Source organism: Bradyrhizobium sp. 956_D2_N1_4 (assembly GCF_052076025.1).
Classification (GTDB): domain Bacteria; phylum Pseudomonadota; class Alphaproteobacteria; order Rhizobiales; family Xanthobacteraceae; genus Bradyrhizobium; species Bradyrhizobium barranii.
Window position 1 is genome coordinate 4756200 of the sequence record NZ_CP197237.1, and the last position, 16259, is coordinate 4772458.

Consider the following 16259-nt stretch of genomic DNA (forward strand, 5'->3'; position numbering starts at 1 on the left):
TATTTTACCTTGTTGAAGACTACTCTTCCCGCGCCAGCCTAACCCGGCGTCCAACCTGACTGAATTCGCGCGCGCACAATGCTCAAGCCCTTCCGCACCGTCCTCACCCTCGTAGCGCTCGCCGCGGGGCTGTCCGGCTGCGGCACCGTCAACGAAAAGCTCTCCGCCAGCGTGGGCGACTACGTCCCGCAATGGGCCGGCGGCCTGCCGGCCGACGCACCGCCACGGGCGGGCACCCCGGAGTACGATGCCTGGATGAAGGAGCGCCAACGCCTGCGCCAACTTCCAGCCGCTGAGCGGCCAAAGGAAGGGCAAGCCGAGCAGCCGACCGGCACAAACCCCGCCCGGGAAGCGGTTCGCTAGAGCGGATTTCGATCAGGCGCGATCATGACCGGACGGCGAAGCTTGGCCACTCCTGGGCGCTGAAGACGTCCGCCGGATTGTGGTTCGCCACCCTCATAACCGTTCGCAAACCTTGGCAGCTTCTCAGGCGCTACAGAGCGTTTTGAACACCACTATACTGAAAGATCGCGCAACAGCCGGAGACGCCCGCAAAGGAAAAGCGATCATCGTCAACTATTCGGTCGAGCACTGCCTGGTAGACACCATACACGTGTCGCCGATCCGCATTCCCGGGATCGAGGAAATCGTGAAACATGACGAAACCGCCGTCGGCCAGAAGTTTTTTGGTGAGTTCGGCGGCATCGATCGTAGCTTGATATCCGTGCCAGTGATCGATGAAAATGAAGCCGTACTTTTTCCCCTCCGCAGCAAGCTCGCTCATGCGTCGTGTCGCATCCGAGACGATGAATGTCACGCTCTCGCTGCCTGGGCGTCCTGTTAGATTCCGCTCGGCTTCAGAGCTGTTTTCGCGGTCCAGCTCGATTGTCTCGATGGAGCCGTGGCCTCGATCATGAACGGCCTGCGCCAGGATCGAGGTCGATAGTCCCTTGTTGGTGCCAGCCTCCAGAATATCTCCGGGGGCTCGGAACGCCAGATCATAAAGCTTCAGCGCATCGCCCCGCCGCAAATAGCCGGTGATGCCGAGCTCGATCAGGAATTCAACGCCCTGATGACCGAGCGGCGCGTCAGCAAGGTGCTGGTGGGACGCGTTGATGATGTCACCGCTGTAGTCGGCAAAACTGAGACGATCCAGCGGCCGCCACTGGTCTGCATAGGCCGCCCCTGACGAAGCAAGGCGCTCCTTGTACTTGTGGCTTTTGGCGATCCATGCGTCATAGTTCGGAGGGAACAGCTTGATCTTGACGACATCCAGCATATTCGACAAAGCCACTGTCATACCCCTAGCTTGTTGCGATCAGATCTCACTGCGGTCGAATAATAGAATAACACCCTGAGGTCTACAATGTTGCCGCGATCATTACCGCAGTCCTGACGAACCGGAGTTTGAGCAATTGCAAAACGAACAAGGGGAACCTTCATTCGGTCAAATCTGCAAAGGCGTCACTGGACGCTGTTTTCTGGACGTGCGATTCTGGATCATTCAGCAATGATTTCCAGAATGAGTTCGGCGGACGCAGAAAGATGCCTGGTTATTGGCGCCACGGGGCTGGTCGGCGGCCATATTCTCCGGCTGCTGCTGCAGAGCGGACAACGGCCGCTCGCCCTCTCCAGATCACGAAAGAGCGCTGCAAACGTCGACTGGTTTTGCGGTGACCTCGTAAGGCCCGAAGCCCTGAACTTCTCGGCGTTCACGACCCTCTACTGTACCGCCGATGCTATTCTGTTGGCGGACGCGCTTCCCCATATCTTCAATCCTTCGCTGAAGCGGATCGTCGTATTCAGCTCCACCAGTGTCATGACCAAGCGAGATAGCGAGGTCGCCGAAGAGCGGGAGTTGTTAGGAAGGCTCGCCGAGGCTGAAGACAAGATCGTGCTAGCTTGCGTACGCAACGATGTCGAATGGACGATCTTGCGTCCGACATTGATCTACGACCCCGGCCGTGACACCAACATTACGCCGCTCTCGCGCCTCATACGACGATTTGGCTTCATGCCGCTGGTCGGCGGTGGCTCGGGCCTCCGACAGCCGGTGCATGCAGAGGACCTGGCCGTCGGAGCCATTGCAGCAGCATCAGCCGCTTCCGCTGCGAACAAGTTCTATTCGCTCCCCGGCGGCGAGACGCTGACTTATCGTGAAATGATAGGCCGGATTTTCGAAGGAATGGGGATACCCCAACGAACCGTCTCGATTCCAGCGGCCCTCTGGAAGGCCGCCTTCGTTTTCGCGAAACCACTCTTTCCAGGTGCGAACGTGGCGATGGGCACTCGCATGACGAAAGACATGATTTTCGATTCGAGGCCTGCATCACAGGATTTCGGCTGGAAGCCTCGGACTTTTCACCCGTTGTTTGATCAATCGCGCGTCAAGAAACCGTCTTGATCGTCATCTGAACGCAGGGTTCGGCTGCCTGGTGTTGCTAACCAGAGGTCTTGTCCCGAACGACACGATCGACTCCGACACCATGCCCGCGAAGGGTCGACCAGATCAGCTTCAGATCTCCGGCAAAGCTTTGTCTACGGATATATTCGGCATCCACTTCAGCCAGACGCTTGGGGTCCGACATATCGATACCCCGGCTTTGCGCAAGGCCCGTAATGCCAGGCAGAACCGTCAGGACGCCTAATCGCTTGCGCGCCTCAACCAGGGCCACCTGGGACGGTAAGCAAGGCCGAGGTCCGACGAGACTCATATCGCCAGCCAGCACGTTGTAGAGCTGCGGGATTTCATCGACCTTGAAACGCCGAAGATACTGACCGAGCGCGGTGACCGAGGACGCCTCGACCTGATGGGTAGGAACATTCGCGGTTCCCGCACACATCGTCCGGAACTTGTAACAGGTAAATGGCTGCCCGCCTTTTCCGACGCGAACCTGCGCAAAGATCGCTGCACCCGGGCTCTGAAGCCGAATGGCGATGGCGATTACGAGGAGCACCGGCCAGGAAATCAAAAGAAACAGCGCGCAGGCTGCAAAATCGAACGCCCGCTTCATCAATCACTCCAACGATCCGACGGCGGCTCGACTATGGCACGGAGGCCCGCCTTGGTCTCAACTCGAGGAGACCATCCAGCCTTCTGCAAGCTGGCAGAGCTTGCAACGAGCTCCCGCCCGATTCGATCCCAAAGCGACCGGCGCCCTGTTGCAATCACCATGGCTTTGAGTGCCTGCGGCGGTATCGAAATTAGTCCAGGCGAACGTCCCATTCCTTCCCTTAGCGTGGCAAAGATTTCAGCGATAGTGATGGGCTCCGGATCGGAAACGATGAAGGTCTGGTTCAGCGTGGCGGATCCACTGAGACAGAACAAGACTGCTTCTGACAGATTCTTAATTGATAGAAGAGAGCGTCGATTGCGGAACGCTCCAAAGGGCAGCGGAATAGGCAGCGCCGCAATACGGACGATCAACGCGATATTGGCCTTGGCTCCCGGCCCGTAGACGATCACGGGCCTGAGAATCGTAAATGGCACGCCAGAGAGTTTAATTTCCTCTTCCGCCTCGAGCTTTGCTCGATCGTAAGCCGTGACCGGGCACGCCTTGTCATTTTCCGTAACGAGGCCATCCGCCGCCGAGCCCGCCTGGGCACCGATGGACGACATGAAAATCAAGCGTTTGATCGCGTGATGCCGACAGGCCTCTGCCAAGCCTTTTGTCGCAACACGATTGGCTCGCGTGTAGTTGCCGCTATCGACGCGGCTCCGGTGGGCGATTGCGGCCAGATGCACGACGATGTCGATGCCCTCAAGGAGCGGATGCCAGTCCAACTGGGTTTCGAGATCGGGCAATTTCACCCATTCCAGATTGTTCCCCACTCTGCCCGGCTTGCGCGACGCCGCCCTGACATGATGCCCGGCGGACGACAAGGCGGAACAGACCGCCCCGCCGATGAAGCCTGATGAGCCGGTGACCAGTATCCGAAACGGCATCCTATTGTCCTGACGCGCTCACAGCTTCCGCCGAATGTCTTAAAGCGGATACGCAACCCACGGTAAAGGTCCGATACGACCGCCCGAACCATTCTGATGAGCTGGATTGGCCGCGGCCCAGCGCCATTGGCGGGCCCGTCTGCAATCCTGCCACGAATCAGCCGAAGCATCGTCGGCCAAGAATCCCGGTCGCGCACAGAATCGCTGAAATATGTTCCATCGTCGTGAACCAACAGCCAGTCCGGCTCTAATCCCCAGGATATTTGCCAACAGATCTTGGCGTCGGCTTACCTACCCTGGAGCGACGATCAGCCGACGACGAGTTCCCGCGCGGCCCGGCGATCATCCGGGCCAGAGGTATCATTGGCCGCCCCGGGGCTCTGGAACGCCGTTGCGCGCGCTGCATTGCGCCGGAGTTCACGAGAGATCGGACATGGAGGTCGATCATCCTCCTCCAATCCTCGCGGCGGCAAAAAGCAACTGACGGTTCTGCTCGATGCTTTGCGAATCCTGCAAGATTAGTTCAGCATATCGTATGCACGCAGATCTCGCCGCGGACTGTTCGGCCAACGTCCAATGCGCCGCCTCATCTATACAAGCCGCGACGGTGCTCGGGTCCGGCGCAATTGCCCATCCCGCGCCCGCTTCGCGCAGATCGTTCCACGGGGTCTGATCGCTGGTGAGCACAGGGAGCCCGACGCTCATTGCCTCGAAAATGACGTGCCCGTAGTTCTCGCCTAACGTCGGAAACAAGAACAGGTCATAGCCGGCAAAGACCGACGCGATGTCCTGGTGCGCGACTTCCCCGCGATAGGTGACACGGACATGCAGTGGCAGCCCGTCGATGAGCTTCTGGCATTCCGCCCAATAGGTCTCGTCCTCCTTCGGCCCGTAGATATCGAAAACGATGCTCGCCTTCGCGAGGCCGGCCGCCCGCAACGCGCCGGTCAGATTCTTTTTGGGCGATATGCGGGACAAGAAACAAAGGCGAAACGGACTAGCACTCTCACGTGGACTCCACGCTGAAGCGGCATTTGAAGGCGGCGCGGTGGCCAGATCAGATCCGATTGCGATCGAAGACGAGCCGATCGACATCGCTCGGGAAATATCGTCAGCCTCGATTGCGGTCGAAGCATGCCACATGACATCCCGAGTCAGCCCAGACACCGAGGCGCTTTTGATGTAGGCCAATTTCCTCAGGCTCTTGAGCGTCAAGGCCCCGGGCGAAAACTCTCCACGCGGCGCAAGAAGCAATGGTATGCGTGGAATAAGACCTATTCGCCGAGCGACCAAGACGCGCAAGCTGAAGATCGGGTCGAAAAAGCTGTTGAGATAAATACAGTCAGGCCGAACCTCGTCAATCAGGGCGCGGATGGCTCGGATGGAAACGGCTCCGGGTGCAAAATATCGAACCTCGACCTTGCCGATCCTGATCCAGGCACTCGTATCAACCTCCGGATACGGTTCGGCGTCCCCCAGGTCGCGATCAGTTGTCCCGATGAAAAATCTGATCTCGTCGCCGAGCGCTTCAGCCATGTTCGCCAGCGATCTGATCGGACCACCCGCTTTGAAGCCCGGCAGATAGTGCCTGTTAAATGCCAAGACTTTCATGATGATCTGGTTCACGCGCCGGAAGTGAACGATACTGTCGCGGCAATATCGACATTTGGCAACGTCAAGCGCGGAATATTCCCTTCCAAAAGGAACGCGATCTCGAATCCAGGCGAATGTGTCAGTCGCGCGACGGAGACCATCGCCGGCCAGCTGACCGCAACCACGGCGGTCGCGAAGCACGACGGGTCGCCCCAAGGCCGAAAGTCGCAAGACTAAGCTCGATGATTTACTGGGAATTGCGCCAGATAGCCAGCCTGTAGTAATCACGGATCACCGGCAACTTTCGGGTGTGGCAGGGACAAAGTTGGAGATATATGTTGACGGAACTGCCACTGATAAGCTTAGTGACGCCCACCTATAACCGCGCCAAATATCTGCCGGAGACGGTGAACTCGGTCCTCAATCAAAGCTATCGCAATATCGAATTCATCATCGTCGACGATGGTTCGACCGACTCGACCGGAGAGTATCTCGCGACGCTTCCTCCGAGCGTCAAAGTCTTGCGACAATCGAACGCCGGACAAGTCGCAGCTCTGACCGCAGGCTGGGGCGCATCAAGCGGAACATATCTCGGTTACCTGAGCGACGACGACATCCTGCTCCCGGACGCGGTCACCACCCTAGTCAAGCATCTGGAAGCGGAACCTGAGGCGGTCGCAACATTCCCAAACACGAATCTGATCGATCAGAACGGCAGGGTCGTCAGGGAGCGCGGGGGCCGGCCGTTTTCCCTGGCCGAACTCGTGATCGAACAGGAGTGTTACATTGGCCCAGGCGCAATATTTCGTCGCAGCGTATATGACGCGGTCGGCGGGTGGGACCCTCACTGCAAGCTCGGACCAGATCGCGAATTCTGGATGCGGGTGGGGTGTCTTGGCCGCATCGATTTCAATTCAGAGGTGCTGGCGCTGTATAGGGTCCATTCCGGATCTCTTTCAATCAGCGGAATCGTGTCGGACAAGCTGGTCGATGAGTTCATCTACGTCGCGGACAAGTTCTTCGATGGCCCGTTTTGTCCCAGCTCGCTTCGGGCCAGCAAGAACCTTGCGGTAGCCAACGCCAACCTCGTTGCAGCTCGCGGACATCTACGCAACGGTCAGCTGACCCGGTTCGCCCGGTCAATCATGACCGCCTACAGATACGATCCTGCAAGCCTCAACCTGAAGGCGATGTCGAGACTCGTTCGCGCGGTGATCCCCCCTCAGCTCAAGCAACCGATCGCCCGCCTGTTTGGACGCTTTCGACGCACCAGCTGATGTCGTCATGATTCCTATCGTCACAAAGATCGGTGCACATGGCTTTTAGGACTCCCGAGCGTCTCAGTGTCCTTCGGCTGGCCGGCGCGCCAGTTGCCATGACGATCTATCTTGCATTGACAGTCCTGGCCTTTCGTTTCGGCCCATGGCCCTGGCCAGTGCGACAGCCGGAGTACGTCTACCTTTATCTCACGGCAGCCATCGCCCTGTTCTTCATTGGCTCGATCGGCGGCACCCTCGCATCACTTCCGTGGCGATCGCCCATCGCAAGTCATCGCGAAACTGCAACGATCAAAGTTGCGATTCTGGTCATGGTTCTCAGCGTGCTGATCTTGTCCGTGGCGCGAACCGACTCGCTCCTTCCACCGGTTTCGCTTCAGCTCTCGCGCGCGAACTACAACTACGATATCTTCGTTGCGAGGAACTTCACGCGAGGATGGTGGACCTACTTCGAGTATGCGTTCGCCTTGTTCAGCCCGCTCTTCTTTCTTGCGCTGACCGGAGCAATTCAGCATTGGCGTCGGCTAGGGTGGCCCTACCGGATTGCGTACATCTTCGCCTGTCTCACTTTTCTGCTGGTCTACACGCACATCGGCGTTAATCGCGGTCTATTCCAATTGTCGGTGCTGCTGCCGCTGACCTTTGGGCTCTATTATCTCTTTTCAGGACTGACCTCACGGCGCACGATCTGGATCTTGCTCTCCTCCGCAGTCGTTGGCACGGCCTTGTTCTTGTGGATCTTCGTCTTCTTCATCTCGTTCCGCGATCCCGCCTCGAACATAGGCCACTTCACGCCTTTGAATCTTGACGCGCAGAGATCCGGAGCGATTTACGGAATCCTTCCGCCGGCGCTGTACCCGGGCTACGAGACCGTGACGCGATATCTCGGCGTCGGCTACTATGGACTTTCCCTCGCGCTGGCAGAAACCGACTATGGACTCGGGCTGGGACTTACCAACTCCTTGGTCATCTTGAGGAAGGCCAGGGTCCTTCTTGGCGACAGCTGGTACTTCCATACGCTTCTTCCGGTCATTGAACAGAAATACGATTGGAGTCTCTGGACAACCTGGCACTCCGCGTTCACCTGGTTCATCTCGGATTTCGGCGTATCGGGTTCATTGTTCGTCGTTCTGATGATTGGTGCCCTTTATGGCCTGGTATGGCGCAATCTCTTGATGACAGGATCCGTCGTTGCCTTATCCATGTTTTATCTGCTGAACACGATGGTCTTGTATTTTCCGGCCAACAATCAGCTGTTGCAGTCGGCCGACACGCTTCTCGGCTTCCTAGTGCTATTCCTGATTTTCGTTGCCGGTTTTTTCCGGCTAAGTCCCATCAGAACGTCGCCCTCGGCGTCCGCCGCTTTGGATCATCACTCCGCCAAGGATCAGCTCTAGCCAGCTTTCGTGCCAAGTCAGGGGCAGACGTCGACAGCATGGGCAACGGATCATAGAGATGCGGCCGTGACCTTCTTACGCAAACGCCAGACGGACGGACCTTCGAGCGGAGGAAATGCGGCCCGATCGGGCGGCACGGCCATGGCCGGCAAAGTCCTCCAACTAGCGACCGGCGCCGGGATCGGCTTGCTGCTCCCGCTGGGCCTGAGTTTGCACGATGTCGGAGTGTTCTTTTTCGTCCAAGCCATCATCAGTGTGAGCATTGTCCTCGCTCAATTGGGGCTGCCCGTGACGATCCCCGGGATCGTCTCACACGCGATGGCGGTTGGAGACACGGGACGAGCCCGGACCGTCGCCATCGAAACGATAAAGATATCCATCATCTCCGGCCTGACTGTCGGATGCCTGGTCGGGATTTGTGCATTCGCTTTCGGCCCGGCTGCGAACCCATTGAGCCCGCAGATCTGGAATCTCGTTCCGCTCATAATACCAATGATCGCAGCCGGCGCTCTACTTGGCGTGCTGGCAGAAATCCATCGTGCGCTGTACGGCATGGTGGCTGCTTCGTTTCTGCCTGCCCTTCAGGGACTGATCGTCAGCGCCTATCTCGTATTTGCGCTCGCTTTCAAGGTCCCCCTGTCCATCTCGCACCTTCTGACCGCCAGCGTGCTCGCGGCCATAGCCGGGATCGTGCTCGGACTGGTGCAATTGGAACAAACGATGCGTGCGTGGCAGCGGGTGCCGATCACACCGGCGCCCCCGTCGGACATCCTCGCGGAAAGCTGGCCAAATCTCGTAACCGCCATGAGTTTCGTTGCCGCGTCCCAGCTCGACATTTGGGTCGTGGGGCTCGGCGGCCACCCCGCCGACGTCGCGTGCTATGGACTGGCTTTGAGAATAGGCGGCCTGTTTGCGGTCCCGCTCACGATTGTATCGCTCACGATCCTACCCCATATTGTGACGAATTGGGCGTGTCACCGCCGCTTGTACTTGCAGTGGCTGCTAACTCTTTCAGCCACCGGCGCGACATTCGCAGCGCTTGTTGGTTTTATCCCGTTCGCGGGCTTCGGACGAAGCTTGATATTGACGATCTGGGGAGAGGCGTATTCGCAGACCTTCGGCGCCGCGCTCATCCTGGGACTTGGCCAAGTCATGTTTTCAGCTGGCGGCGTTGCCGGTTACGTGCTCATTCTGCTGGGCAGACAGAAAGTCGCAATGGTGAGCACGTTGATCATCGCGAGCGTGACGGTGCTGCTGGCTGTTTGGGCCATGTTCAATTTCGGGATCTTGGGCGTGGCGGCCGTATATGCCGCAAGTTCGACCGTGCAAGCGCTCGTGAATGTCCTTCTCGTCAGGAAATTTTTCGGGCTCATCGCGAATGCAAGGCTGATAAACCCCTTGCGTGTCGGTCGGCTATTGTCTCACACGCCGAAGAGCTTGCGAAGCACGTTGCCGGAATGACGGTGAAATTCAGAGCATCGACGAAGACAGCGCAATCCAGTCGTCCGCCTTGGGTTGAATCCGGTCAACGCACTGCTGATAATCGGTCGATTGCCCCATCAAACTGTTTCTGGTAATCCTGCGCCCATGCAATCCGGGACGCTCTCGAGGACGGTAACGCTAGTGCTGGGGGTGCTAGCACTGTATTTTCCGGTCGCGATCTACCTGAAATATTCCTACACTCCGCGGCTGGATCCGCCAGTGATCCGGAGTTTCATGCTCGCGCCATTCGCAAAGTTTGACGGCGATGGGCAAGCGTATCAGGCATCAACGGAGTACATCGCATCGCTTGATCAGCTCGCTGACTCCGCCGACGAAGCGGCGAGGTCTCCGATCGTGATCTACGAGAACGAAAAGCCGCTCGGGCCCGCGCACAGCTCGCACGAGGATATCAACAAGATCGGCGGCGGACGATTTTCGCATTGGCGAGGGATCGGAATCATTTTCTCGGCCAGCGACGCCACCAACCCCAACACAAACGGCAGGCGGTATACCATCGTTCGCCCGAAGTGAGATCACATCGCAAAAGATCGCGGAGCTGGTGAACATTTCGGACGCATTGTTGGTCTGAGCCGCGACGTATGGATCGGAGATGAGCTTCGCTGGTCGAAGCTGCTCCCATCAACGCGCTGCCCGCTTCCCGTCACCCGAATAACGCAATTCGGACAACCAGCTGACGAGCTTGTCGATCTGCTTCTTGCGATCGAATTCGGCAGCTGCAAGATCACGTCCGCGCGTTCCCATCGCGCGCCTCTCATCCGGCGTCAAACCCGCGAGCTGCACGACGGCATGGGCAAGTCCTTTCGCATCACCGGCGGAGCAGACGAGACCTGCTCCTGCCTGCTGGACCAGCGCCGCTCCCTCGCCGTCCAGCATCGCGAGAACTGGAGCACCAGCAGCGAGGTAGGTCTGCAGTTTGGCAGGAATCGTCGAGGACAACACCGGCTCCGGCTTCAATGAGACGAGCAGTGCATCTGCGCAGCGAAAAAATGACGGCATCCGTTCGACTGCAAACCGTCCAAGCATCAAGACCAGGTCACCAAGGCCACGACGACTGATTTCGGAAGCGACCCAATCGGACATGCGGCCGTCGCCAACGAGGACCCAGCGGAAATCCGGGCGATCGCGCAAATGCTCGGCGGCGTCGAGAATCGCGGGAAAGTCTTGCGCGTCACCGATGTTGCCGGCAAACATCACCGTGAATTTGCCATGCGCCGGCGGAACCTCGGGCGCCGCTGCCTGATCGCGCGCCTCATAGATCAATTCAGCCCAGTTGGGAAAATAGACGATGCGTTCCGGATGATCGCAATTGCCGGCAATCCGCGGAACAAAGCTGCGCGACTGCGCCAGGATCAGATCGCAGCGATTGTATATGAACCGGACCAAACGACCAATCGGCGCCAACAACCAGGGCGACGTCACCGCGCCGATGGCAGACAGCGTTTCAGGCCACAGGTCCTGCACCCAGAAGGCCATCGGCACCCGGCGCAGCCGACGCAGCAGGATCGCCGGAATGCCGACCGTGACCGGCGACGGCTCGAACACAAAGATGCAGTCGAATGGCGTCGATCGGAGCTTGATTGGACCGAGAACGGTCGCAGTCACGACGAAGCTTAGATAGTTCAGCAATAGCCCGGGCCCGGCAGATCGCGCCAGCAGAGGAACGCGGACGATCCGCGCGCCCTTGTACCGCTCGTACCGTTCGGGCGCAGCGTAGAAATCGGCAAATCCGCTGCGATTGGGATAGCTGGGCGTCCCGGTCAGGATCGTGACCTCGTGACCTCGGGCCACGAGATCTTCCACAAGATCGTTGATCTTGAAATTTTCCGGCCAAAAGTACTGGCTGACGACGAGCAACTTCAAGGAGCACCAAATCAGGCTATCTTACGGTGCGGACGACCGGCGGCGTCCGGCGCTATATCTTCTAACGATTCGTTCTCCAGACAACCCTTTTGACGTAGTCGGTATAACTATGAATGATGCGAACGACCTTGTCGGACACATTAGGCGTCGCATAGTCGGATACGATCTGGAGGGCCCGATCGGCGCCGCGCTCTCGCGCATCGAGGATTGCAATCCCTTGCATGACACGATCCACGTCGAGGCCGACCATCATCGCGGTTCCCTCCTCCATGCCTTCGGGGCGCTCGTGCGCCTCTCGAATGTTCAGCGCCGGGAGATCAAGAATCGACGCTTCCTCGGTGATGGTGCCACTGTCTGAAAGTACGGCGCGGGCTCCGATCTGCAGATTGACATAGTCGCTGAATCCAAGCGGCTTCAGCAGTTGGACTTCGGGCCGGAACGACATGCCCCTCGCGTCGATGCGCTTCTGGGTGCGCGGATGGGTCGAGACGATGACCGGCAGGTTGAACTGCGCGGCAACAGCATTAAGCATCTCTCTGAGCTTGGCGAAATTCGTCTCGGAATCGACGTTCTCCTCCCGGTGCGCACTGACGACGAAATAGCGGCCGGTCTCCAGCCCGAGCCGCGCCCGTACGCCGGAAGCATCGATCTGTGGACGGTAGTGCTCCAGCACTTCGAACATCGGGCTCCCGGTCTTGATGACGCGGTCGGGCGCCAATCCCTCGCGGAGCAGATAGTCGCGGGCGATGGTCGAATAAGTGAGATTGATATCCGCGGTGTGATCGACGATCCGTCGATTGATCTCCTCCGGAACGCGGTCGTCGAAGCTGCGGTTGCCCGCCTCCATGTGAAAGATCGGAATCCTGCGACGCTTGGCTGCGATCACCGCGAGGCTGCTGTTCGTGTCGCCGAGGATAAGCAGAGCCTCCGGACCCCGCTCCGCCAGGACCCGGTCCGTCGCGATGATGACGTTGCCGATCGTCTCGGCTGCCGTCGCGCCCGCAGCCCCGAGAAAAACATCCGGCTTTCGGATACCAAGATCATCGAAGAAGATCTGATTCAGCTCGTAGTCGTAATTCTGTCCGGTATGGACCAGCGTGTGATCGCAGAATTGATCGAGCTTGGCGATAACGCGCGACAGCCGAATGATCTCGGGTCTGGTGCCGATTACCGTAAGTACCTTCAGCTTGCCAGCAGTCATGAACCCGACATCCTACGTCTCATTTTTTGCAACTTGACGACCACCCACCGGCTACGAGCAGCAGTGGCATGCCCAGCCCCGTCGGGTTTACCACGCCGCTTCGTCATCCTTCGTTGACGGGTGTGCGGCCTGCAACGACCGTGCGGATGTAATCAAGGCTATTGAGCAACTTGATCATGCCGGCGACATCAAGGCGTTCGGTATTGTGGGAATTGTAATCCTCGCTGCGCGAGATCTGCGTTTCGCCCTCTTCGAAAAATTTCGTGTAGTTCAGGTCGCGCAAATCAGGCGGAACACGGAAGTAGAGATCGAGATCCTGCGCGCTGGCGCGCTCCTCCCTGCTGAGCAGCGTTTCGTACAGCTTCTCCCCGTGACGGGTCCCGATGATCTGGATTGGGTGATCGGGACGGCCAAGAACCTTCACCATCGCCTCGGCAAGAACTTCGATCGTCGCGGCGGGAGCCTTCTGGACAAAGATGTCGCCGTTGTCGCCGTGCTCGAACGCATAGAGCACGAGATCCACCGCGTCGCCGAGCGACATCATGAAGCGCGTCATGTTCGGATCGGTGATGGTGATGGGCTTGCCGGCGAGAATCTGATCAACGAACAACGGAATGACCGAGCCGCGCGAGGCCATGACGTTGCCGTAACGCGTGCCGCAAATCACCGTCGATCGCTCATCGAGATTGCGCGACTTGGCGACCATGACCTTTTCCATCAGCGCCTTGGATATTCCCATCGCATTGATCGGGTACACGGCCTTGTCGGTCGAGAGGCAGACGATGCGCTTGACGTTGGATGCAATCGCCGCCTCGAGCACGTTTTCCGTTCCCACGACATTGGTCTTGACCGCCTCCATGGGATGGAACTCGCAGGACGGTACCTGCTTCAGCGCGGCGGCATGGAACACGAAATCGGCGCCACGCATCGGGCCGAGAAGACTCGAGTAGTCACGGACATCGCCAAGATAGAACTTGAGCTTGTCGGAATTGTACAGCTTGCGCTGATCATCCTGCTTCTTCTCGTCCCGGCTGAAAATGCGAATTTCGCGAATTGCTGACGAAAGAAAGCGACGCAATACTGCGTTGCCAAAAGACCCGGTGCCACCCGTGATGAGCAAGCATTTGTCTTCGAACATTGACGTTCCCAAGCGATCTATCAAAGTTGGCGGCGCTGCGAGCATTTTGCAGTCGAACTCGACCCGGCCTTCAGAAAACTGCTACAGAACCCCCCGCGCTTCCGCAACCGCCCATTGCCCTCATATCAGGCCGATACGGGGATTAAACACAAATTAGGGCGTGGAACGCTTGGTTTGGGCGGATTCGAGCCGAATTCGACCAAATCGGCGCATGAGCCTTCGGCATCAACATCGCCGTCACCGACCTGTCATTTGGTCCCGAATGTGGAGAATCCCCCGAAGGCACGATGCAAGGGCCGGTCCTGCCATCCGGGGGCAAGCGCGGCGTCCAGAAGAAGCGGAAGTCTTGTCGGCCCGATCACTCTCTCAGCCTTGACCAGACACGCCGCATATTCGGTCGGCAGTTGGATCTCGGACAGATATTGGGTCGGCCGATAGAACGCCGGCACCAGCACCGTGCTGAACGAAGCCCGGTCCTGCGGAAGGTCCACCGAGAAGCCGTGATCGAGGGGTTGCCATATGCCTTCGCGCTTCGCGTATTGGAATGAAACCGTCGCCCTGCCCTGCCGGCAGTTCTCTCCGCCGAAAGTCAGCAGGATGCGATCTCCGGAAGCCCGCACATCCCACTGCAGACCCCGTTCGCCAAGTTTGGGGGTCATACTGTCCGGGGCGCTTTCGACAAGCGCGCGATGTCTGTCGGGCAGTGGCAGACCGAAGATCGCCGTCTCGCCGGCGGAGGGTTTTGCGACGAGGGCGATCGGCTCTCTCGGTTGCGCCAGCAACGCTTCGAATTGATGCCGCAGGGCGCGATCCTGATACATCGTCATGCCGGCGTATGCTGAAATCAGTCCGACCAGCGCGATCGCCGCAACGATCAGGAAGCGAGGCAAAACGCCACGAAGCCGCGACCATTCAAAGGGAACGCTGAAGAACGCGAGAACTGACAGGATCCAGACGAACTCGAGTTGAAAGACGTGCCGAACCGAAAACTGCACCACCGGATATGTCAAAAGCGCGCCGAACATCAGAAACAGAGCGAACGCTTCACGCGGCCTGACTGCCGCCTCTCGCCAGAAGAACGCGACAAATCCCGCCGCACAAATGATCGCAACCCACGGGTTCGCCAGGCGATCGTAGAGCCGGTTCAGCAAGCGCGCGATCCACGGAGCCGCACGCACCGGAACACCTGGATCCAGATTGACACGCCCGGGCGCGACGAGTTCTGGAAACACGATCACCCAGGCGGCAGATTTCAGCGCTTGCGTCGTCATGTCCCCGGCGAAGTAAGGAAGCCAACCGAGCACGTAAGAACCCGATCGTGTTATGGCTTGGGAAACCGCGTGGCCCAGCTTTCCTTCGCCCGCATCCCAACCCGGATCAGCAGGACGCAAGTCTGCGGCGACGGACGACAGCGTGATCTCGTCTGAATAGCGCGCTCCCAGCGAATACGGCACAGGCCCCAAATCCAGATAACTCTGGAATGGATCTGACAAGCCCTGCATCAGCAACGTGCCGGATGCGCCGGCCTTTCCGACCCCCAACAGCGGCGCGGCTGAAAGCAAGGCTGTTGCGACGAAAACGGCGATTGTTGCGACGCCGACTTTCCATCTCTTCGGTCCCGAACCGACCACCAATGCGATGCTTCCGATTGGCAACAGGATGAAAACGTCGGAGCGAAAGCCGACTCCCAAGCCGACCGTCGCGCCAGACAGGGCCCCCCACAACAAAGCCATGCGCGGCGACTCGGCGCGGATGGTCAAAATCAGAAAGACGAGAGCCCAGATGAAGAATGGCGCCTTGGCGAAGTCCCGAAAGTACGGAACCATTGACAGCATGACCGGCGACAGAGTCAGGAGAACGGCCCCTGCCGCAGCCGGCCATCTGGCAAAAAAAAGACGCACGAGCACGAAGCAGCCGCACGCATAGGCACCGACCAGCGTCGAAACCAGCGGCCAAAGGTTCGTGTAGCGAATTGACGTCACGCGCCACAAGGCAGAGACCGCCCAACCCAGATAGAGCTGCGAACGAAAGAAGATGCCGGCCGGCTCTTCCGGAGCGATCCCGATCGACGCGCAGTCGAACACGGTGGCGCGCCCGGACAGGAAATCGACCATCGGCGGGGGAGTGACCGGGGAGCGCACGAAGCCGTGACCACACGCCGAATAGACCATCTCCGGCATGAACGCCTGATAGAAGTACAACATGCTCGATTGGTGAAGCACGGCAGCGCCCAGCACCGCACCCAACAGGGCGAACCCCACCCCAAGAACCCAGTCCGGGCGGCCAGGCATCGTCACGGATTTTCTCGACATTATAGGGAGACTCACAATCGGGTCGATCTGGG

At 58.8% G+C, this 16259-nt stretch carries 14 protein-coding genes; 6 read left to right on the forward strand and 8 right to left on the reverse strand.

Annotation, left to right across the window (positions count from 1 at the left end):
* Positions 1-78: 78 nt before the first annotated feature.
* Complete coding sequence (locus tag AB7535_RS22620) at positions 79-363, forward strand: hypothetical protein (RefSeq protein ID WP_439036874.1); 285 nt, start codon at positions 79-81, stop codon at positions 361-363.
* Between the two features lie 130 nt (positions 364-493).
* Here AB7535_RS22620 and AB7535_RS22625 read toward each other — a convergent pair whose 3' ends face one another.
* A complete protein-coding gene (locus AB7535_RS22625) occupies positions 494-1279 on the reverse strand; it encodes an O-methyltransferase (protein WP_439036875.1) in 786 nt (261 codons plus the stop codon).
* A gap of 243 nt (positions 1280-1522) precedes the next feature.
* Between AB7535_RS22625 and AB7535_RS22630 the strand changes: the two genes are divergently transcribed.
* Entirely contained in the window at positions 1523-2404 is an 882-nt protein-coding gene (locus tag AB7535_RS22630) for an NAD-dependent epimerase/dehydratase family protein (RefSeq protein ID WP_439036876.1), read from the forward strand.
* A 37-nt stretch (positions 2405-2441) separates the two neighbouring features.
* Here the strand turns inward: AB7535_RS22630 and AB7535_RS22635 are convergent, their stop codons facing one another.
* The 3 genes from AB7535_RS22635 to AB7535_RS22645 form a co-directional block, all read right to left on the reverse strand.
* Positions 2442-3014, reverse strand: a complete 573-nt coding sequence (locus AB7535_RS22635; RefSeq protein ID WP_439036877.1) for a sugar transferase — start codon at positions 3012-3014, stop codon at positions 2442-2444.
* Complete coding sequence (locus AB7535_RS22640; protein WP_439036878.1) at positions 3014-3946, reverse strand: NAD-dependent epimerase/dehydratase family protein; 933 nt, start codon at positions 3944-3946, stop codon at positions 3014-3016. The genes AB7535_RS22635 and AB7535_RS22640 overlap by 1 nt, the downstream gene beginning before the upstream one ends.
* A 444-nt stretch (positions 3947-4390) precedes the next feature.
* Positions 4391-5740 carry a glycosyltransferase gene (locus AB7535_RS22645; RefSeq protein WP_439036879.1) on the reverse strand — a complete coding sequence of 450 codons (1350 nt, stop codon included), beginning with the start codon at positions 5738-5740 and terminating at the stop codon, positions 4391-4393.
* A 134-nt stretch (positions 5741-5874) separates the two neighbouring features.
* Here AB7535_RS22645 and AB7535_RS22650 point away from each other — a divergent pair, with 134 nt between their 5' ends.
* The 4 genes from AB7535_RS22650 to AB7535_RS22665 all read left to right on the forward strand — a co-directional run bounded on the left by AB7535_RS22650 (position 5875) and on the right by AB7535_RS22665 (position 10226).
* Entirely contained in the window at positions 5875-6816 is a 942-nt protein-coding gene (locus AB7535_RS22650) for a glycosyltransferase (RefSeq protein WP_441279798.1), read from the forward strand.
* 98 nt (positions 6817-6914) lie between these two features.
* Positions 6915-8213, forward strand: coding sequence for a hypothetical protein (locus tag AB7535_RS22655; RefSeq protein WP_439036881.1), 1299 nt, complete (start codon positions 6915-6917; stop codon positions 8211-8213).
* A gap of 141 nt (positions 8214-8354) precedes the next feature.
* On the forward strand, positions 8355-9674 hold the full coding sequence (locus tag AB7535_RS22660) for a lipopolysaccharide biosynthesis protein (protein WP_439036882.1): 1320 nt from the start codon (positions 8355-8357) through the stop codon (positions 9672-9674).
* Positions 9675-9929: 255 nt separating this feature from the next.
* A complete protein-coding gene (locus AB7535_RS22665) occupies positions 9930-10226 on the forward strand; it encodes a hypothetical protein (RefSeq protein WP_439036883.1) in 297 nt (98 codons plus the stop codon).
* Between the two features lie 108 nt (positions 10227-10334).
* On the opposite strand, the gene AB7535_RS22670 is transcribed toward AB7535_RS22665, so the two are convergent.
* The 4 genes from AB7535_RS22670 to AB7535_RS22685 form a co-directional block, all read right to left on the reverse strand.
* Positions 10335-11516, reverse strand: a complete 1182-nt coding sequence (locus AB7535_RS22670) for a glycosyltransferase family 4 protein (RefSeq protein WP_439037359.1) — start codon at positions 11514-11516, stop codon at positions 10335-10337.
* A 121-nt stretch (positions 11517-11637) separates the two neighbouring features.
* Complete coding sequence (gene wecB / locus AB7535_RS22675; RefSeq protein WP_439036884.1) at positions 11638-12777, reverse strand: non-hydrolyzing UDP-N-acetylglucosamine 2-epimerase; 1140 nt, start codon at positions 12775-12777, stop codon at positions 11638-11640.
* Between the two features lie 103 nt (positions 12778-12880).
* Positions 12881-13915 (reverse strand): polysaccharide biosynthesis protein, encoded by a 1035-nt coding sequence (locus tag AB7535_RS22680; RefSeq protein ID WP_439037360.1) that lies wholly within the window; start codon positions 13913-13915, stop codon positions 12881-12883.
* A gap of 248 nt (positions 13916-14163) precedes the next feature.
* A complete protein-coding gene (locus AB7535_RS22685) occupies positions 14164-16212 on the reverse strand; it encodes a hypothetical protein (protein WP_439036885.1) in 2049 nt (682 codons plus the stop codon).
* Between the last annotated feature and the right edge of the window lie 47 nt (positions 16213-16259).

What these genes read in the sequence shown, in the direction of transcription:
- AB7535_RS22635 (WP_439036877.1), bottom strand. Translation starts at nt 3,014, where the DNA reads ATGAAGCGGGCGTTCGATTTTGCAGCCTGCGCGCTGTTTCTTTTGATT.
- AB7535_RS22680 (WP_439037360.1), bottom strand. Translation starts at nt 13,915, where the DNA reads ATGTTCGAAGACAAATGCTTGCTCATCACGGGTGGCACCGGGTCTTTT.
- AB7535_RS22660 (WP_439036882.1), top strand. Translation starts at nt 8,355, where the DNA reads ATGGCCGGCAAAGTCCTCCAACTAGCGACCGGCGCCGGGATCGGCTTG.
- AB7535_RS22665 (WP_439036883.1), top strand. Translation starts at nt 9,930, where the DNA reads ATGCTCGCGCCATTCGCAAAGTTTGACGGCGATGGGCAAGCGTATCAG.
- AB7535_RS22625 (WP_439036875.1), bottom strand. Translation starts at nt 1,279, where the DNA reads ATGCTGGATGTCGTCAAGATCAAGCTGTTCCCTCCGAACTATGACGCA.
- AB7535_RS22655 (WP_439036881.1), top strand. Translation starts at nt 6,915, where the DNA reads ATGACGATCTATCTTGCATTGACAGTCCTGGCCTTTCGTTTCGGCCCA.
- AB7535_RS22630 (WP_439036876.1), top strand. Translation starts at nt 1,523, where the DNA reads ATGAGTTCGGCGGACGCAGAAAGATGCCTGGTTATTGGCGCCACGGGG.
- AB7535_RS22640 (WP_439036878.1), bottom strand. Translation starts at nt 3,946, where the DNA reads ATGCCGTTTCGGATACTGGTCACCGGCTCATCAGGCTTCATCGGCGGG.
- wecB (WP_439036884.1), bottom strand. Translation starts at nt 12,777, where the DNA reads ATGACTGCTGGCAAGCTGAAGGTACTTACGGTAATCGGCACCAGACCC.
- AB7535_RS22620 (WP_439036874.1), top strand. Translation starts at nt 79, where the DNA reads ATGCTCAAGCCCTTCCGCACCGTCCTCACCCTCGTAGCGCTCGCCGCG.
- AB7535_RS22650 (WP_441279798.1), top strand. Translation starts at nt 5,875, where the DNA reads ATGTTGACGGAACTGCCACTGATAAGCTTAGTGACGCCCACCTATAAC.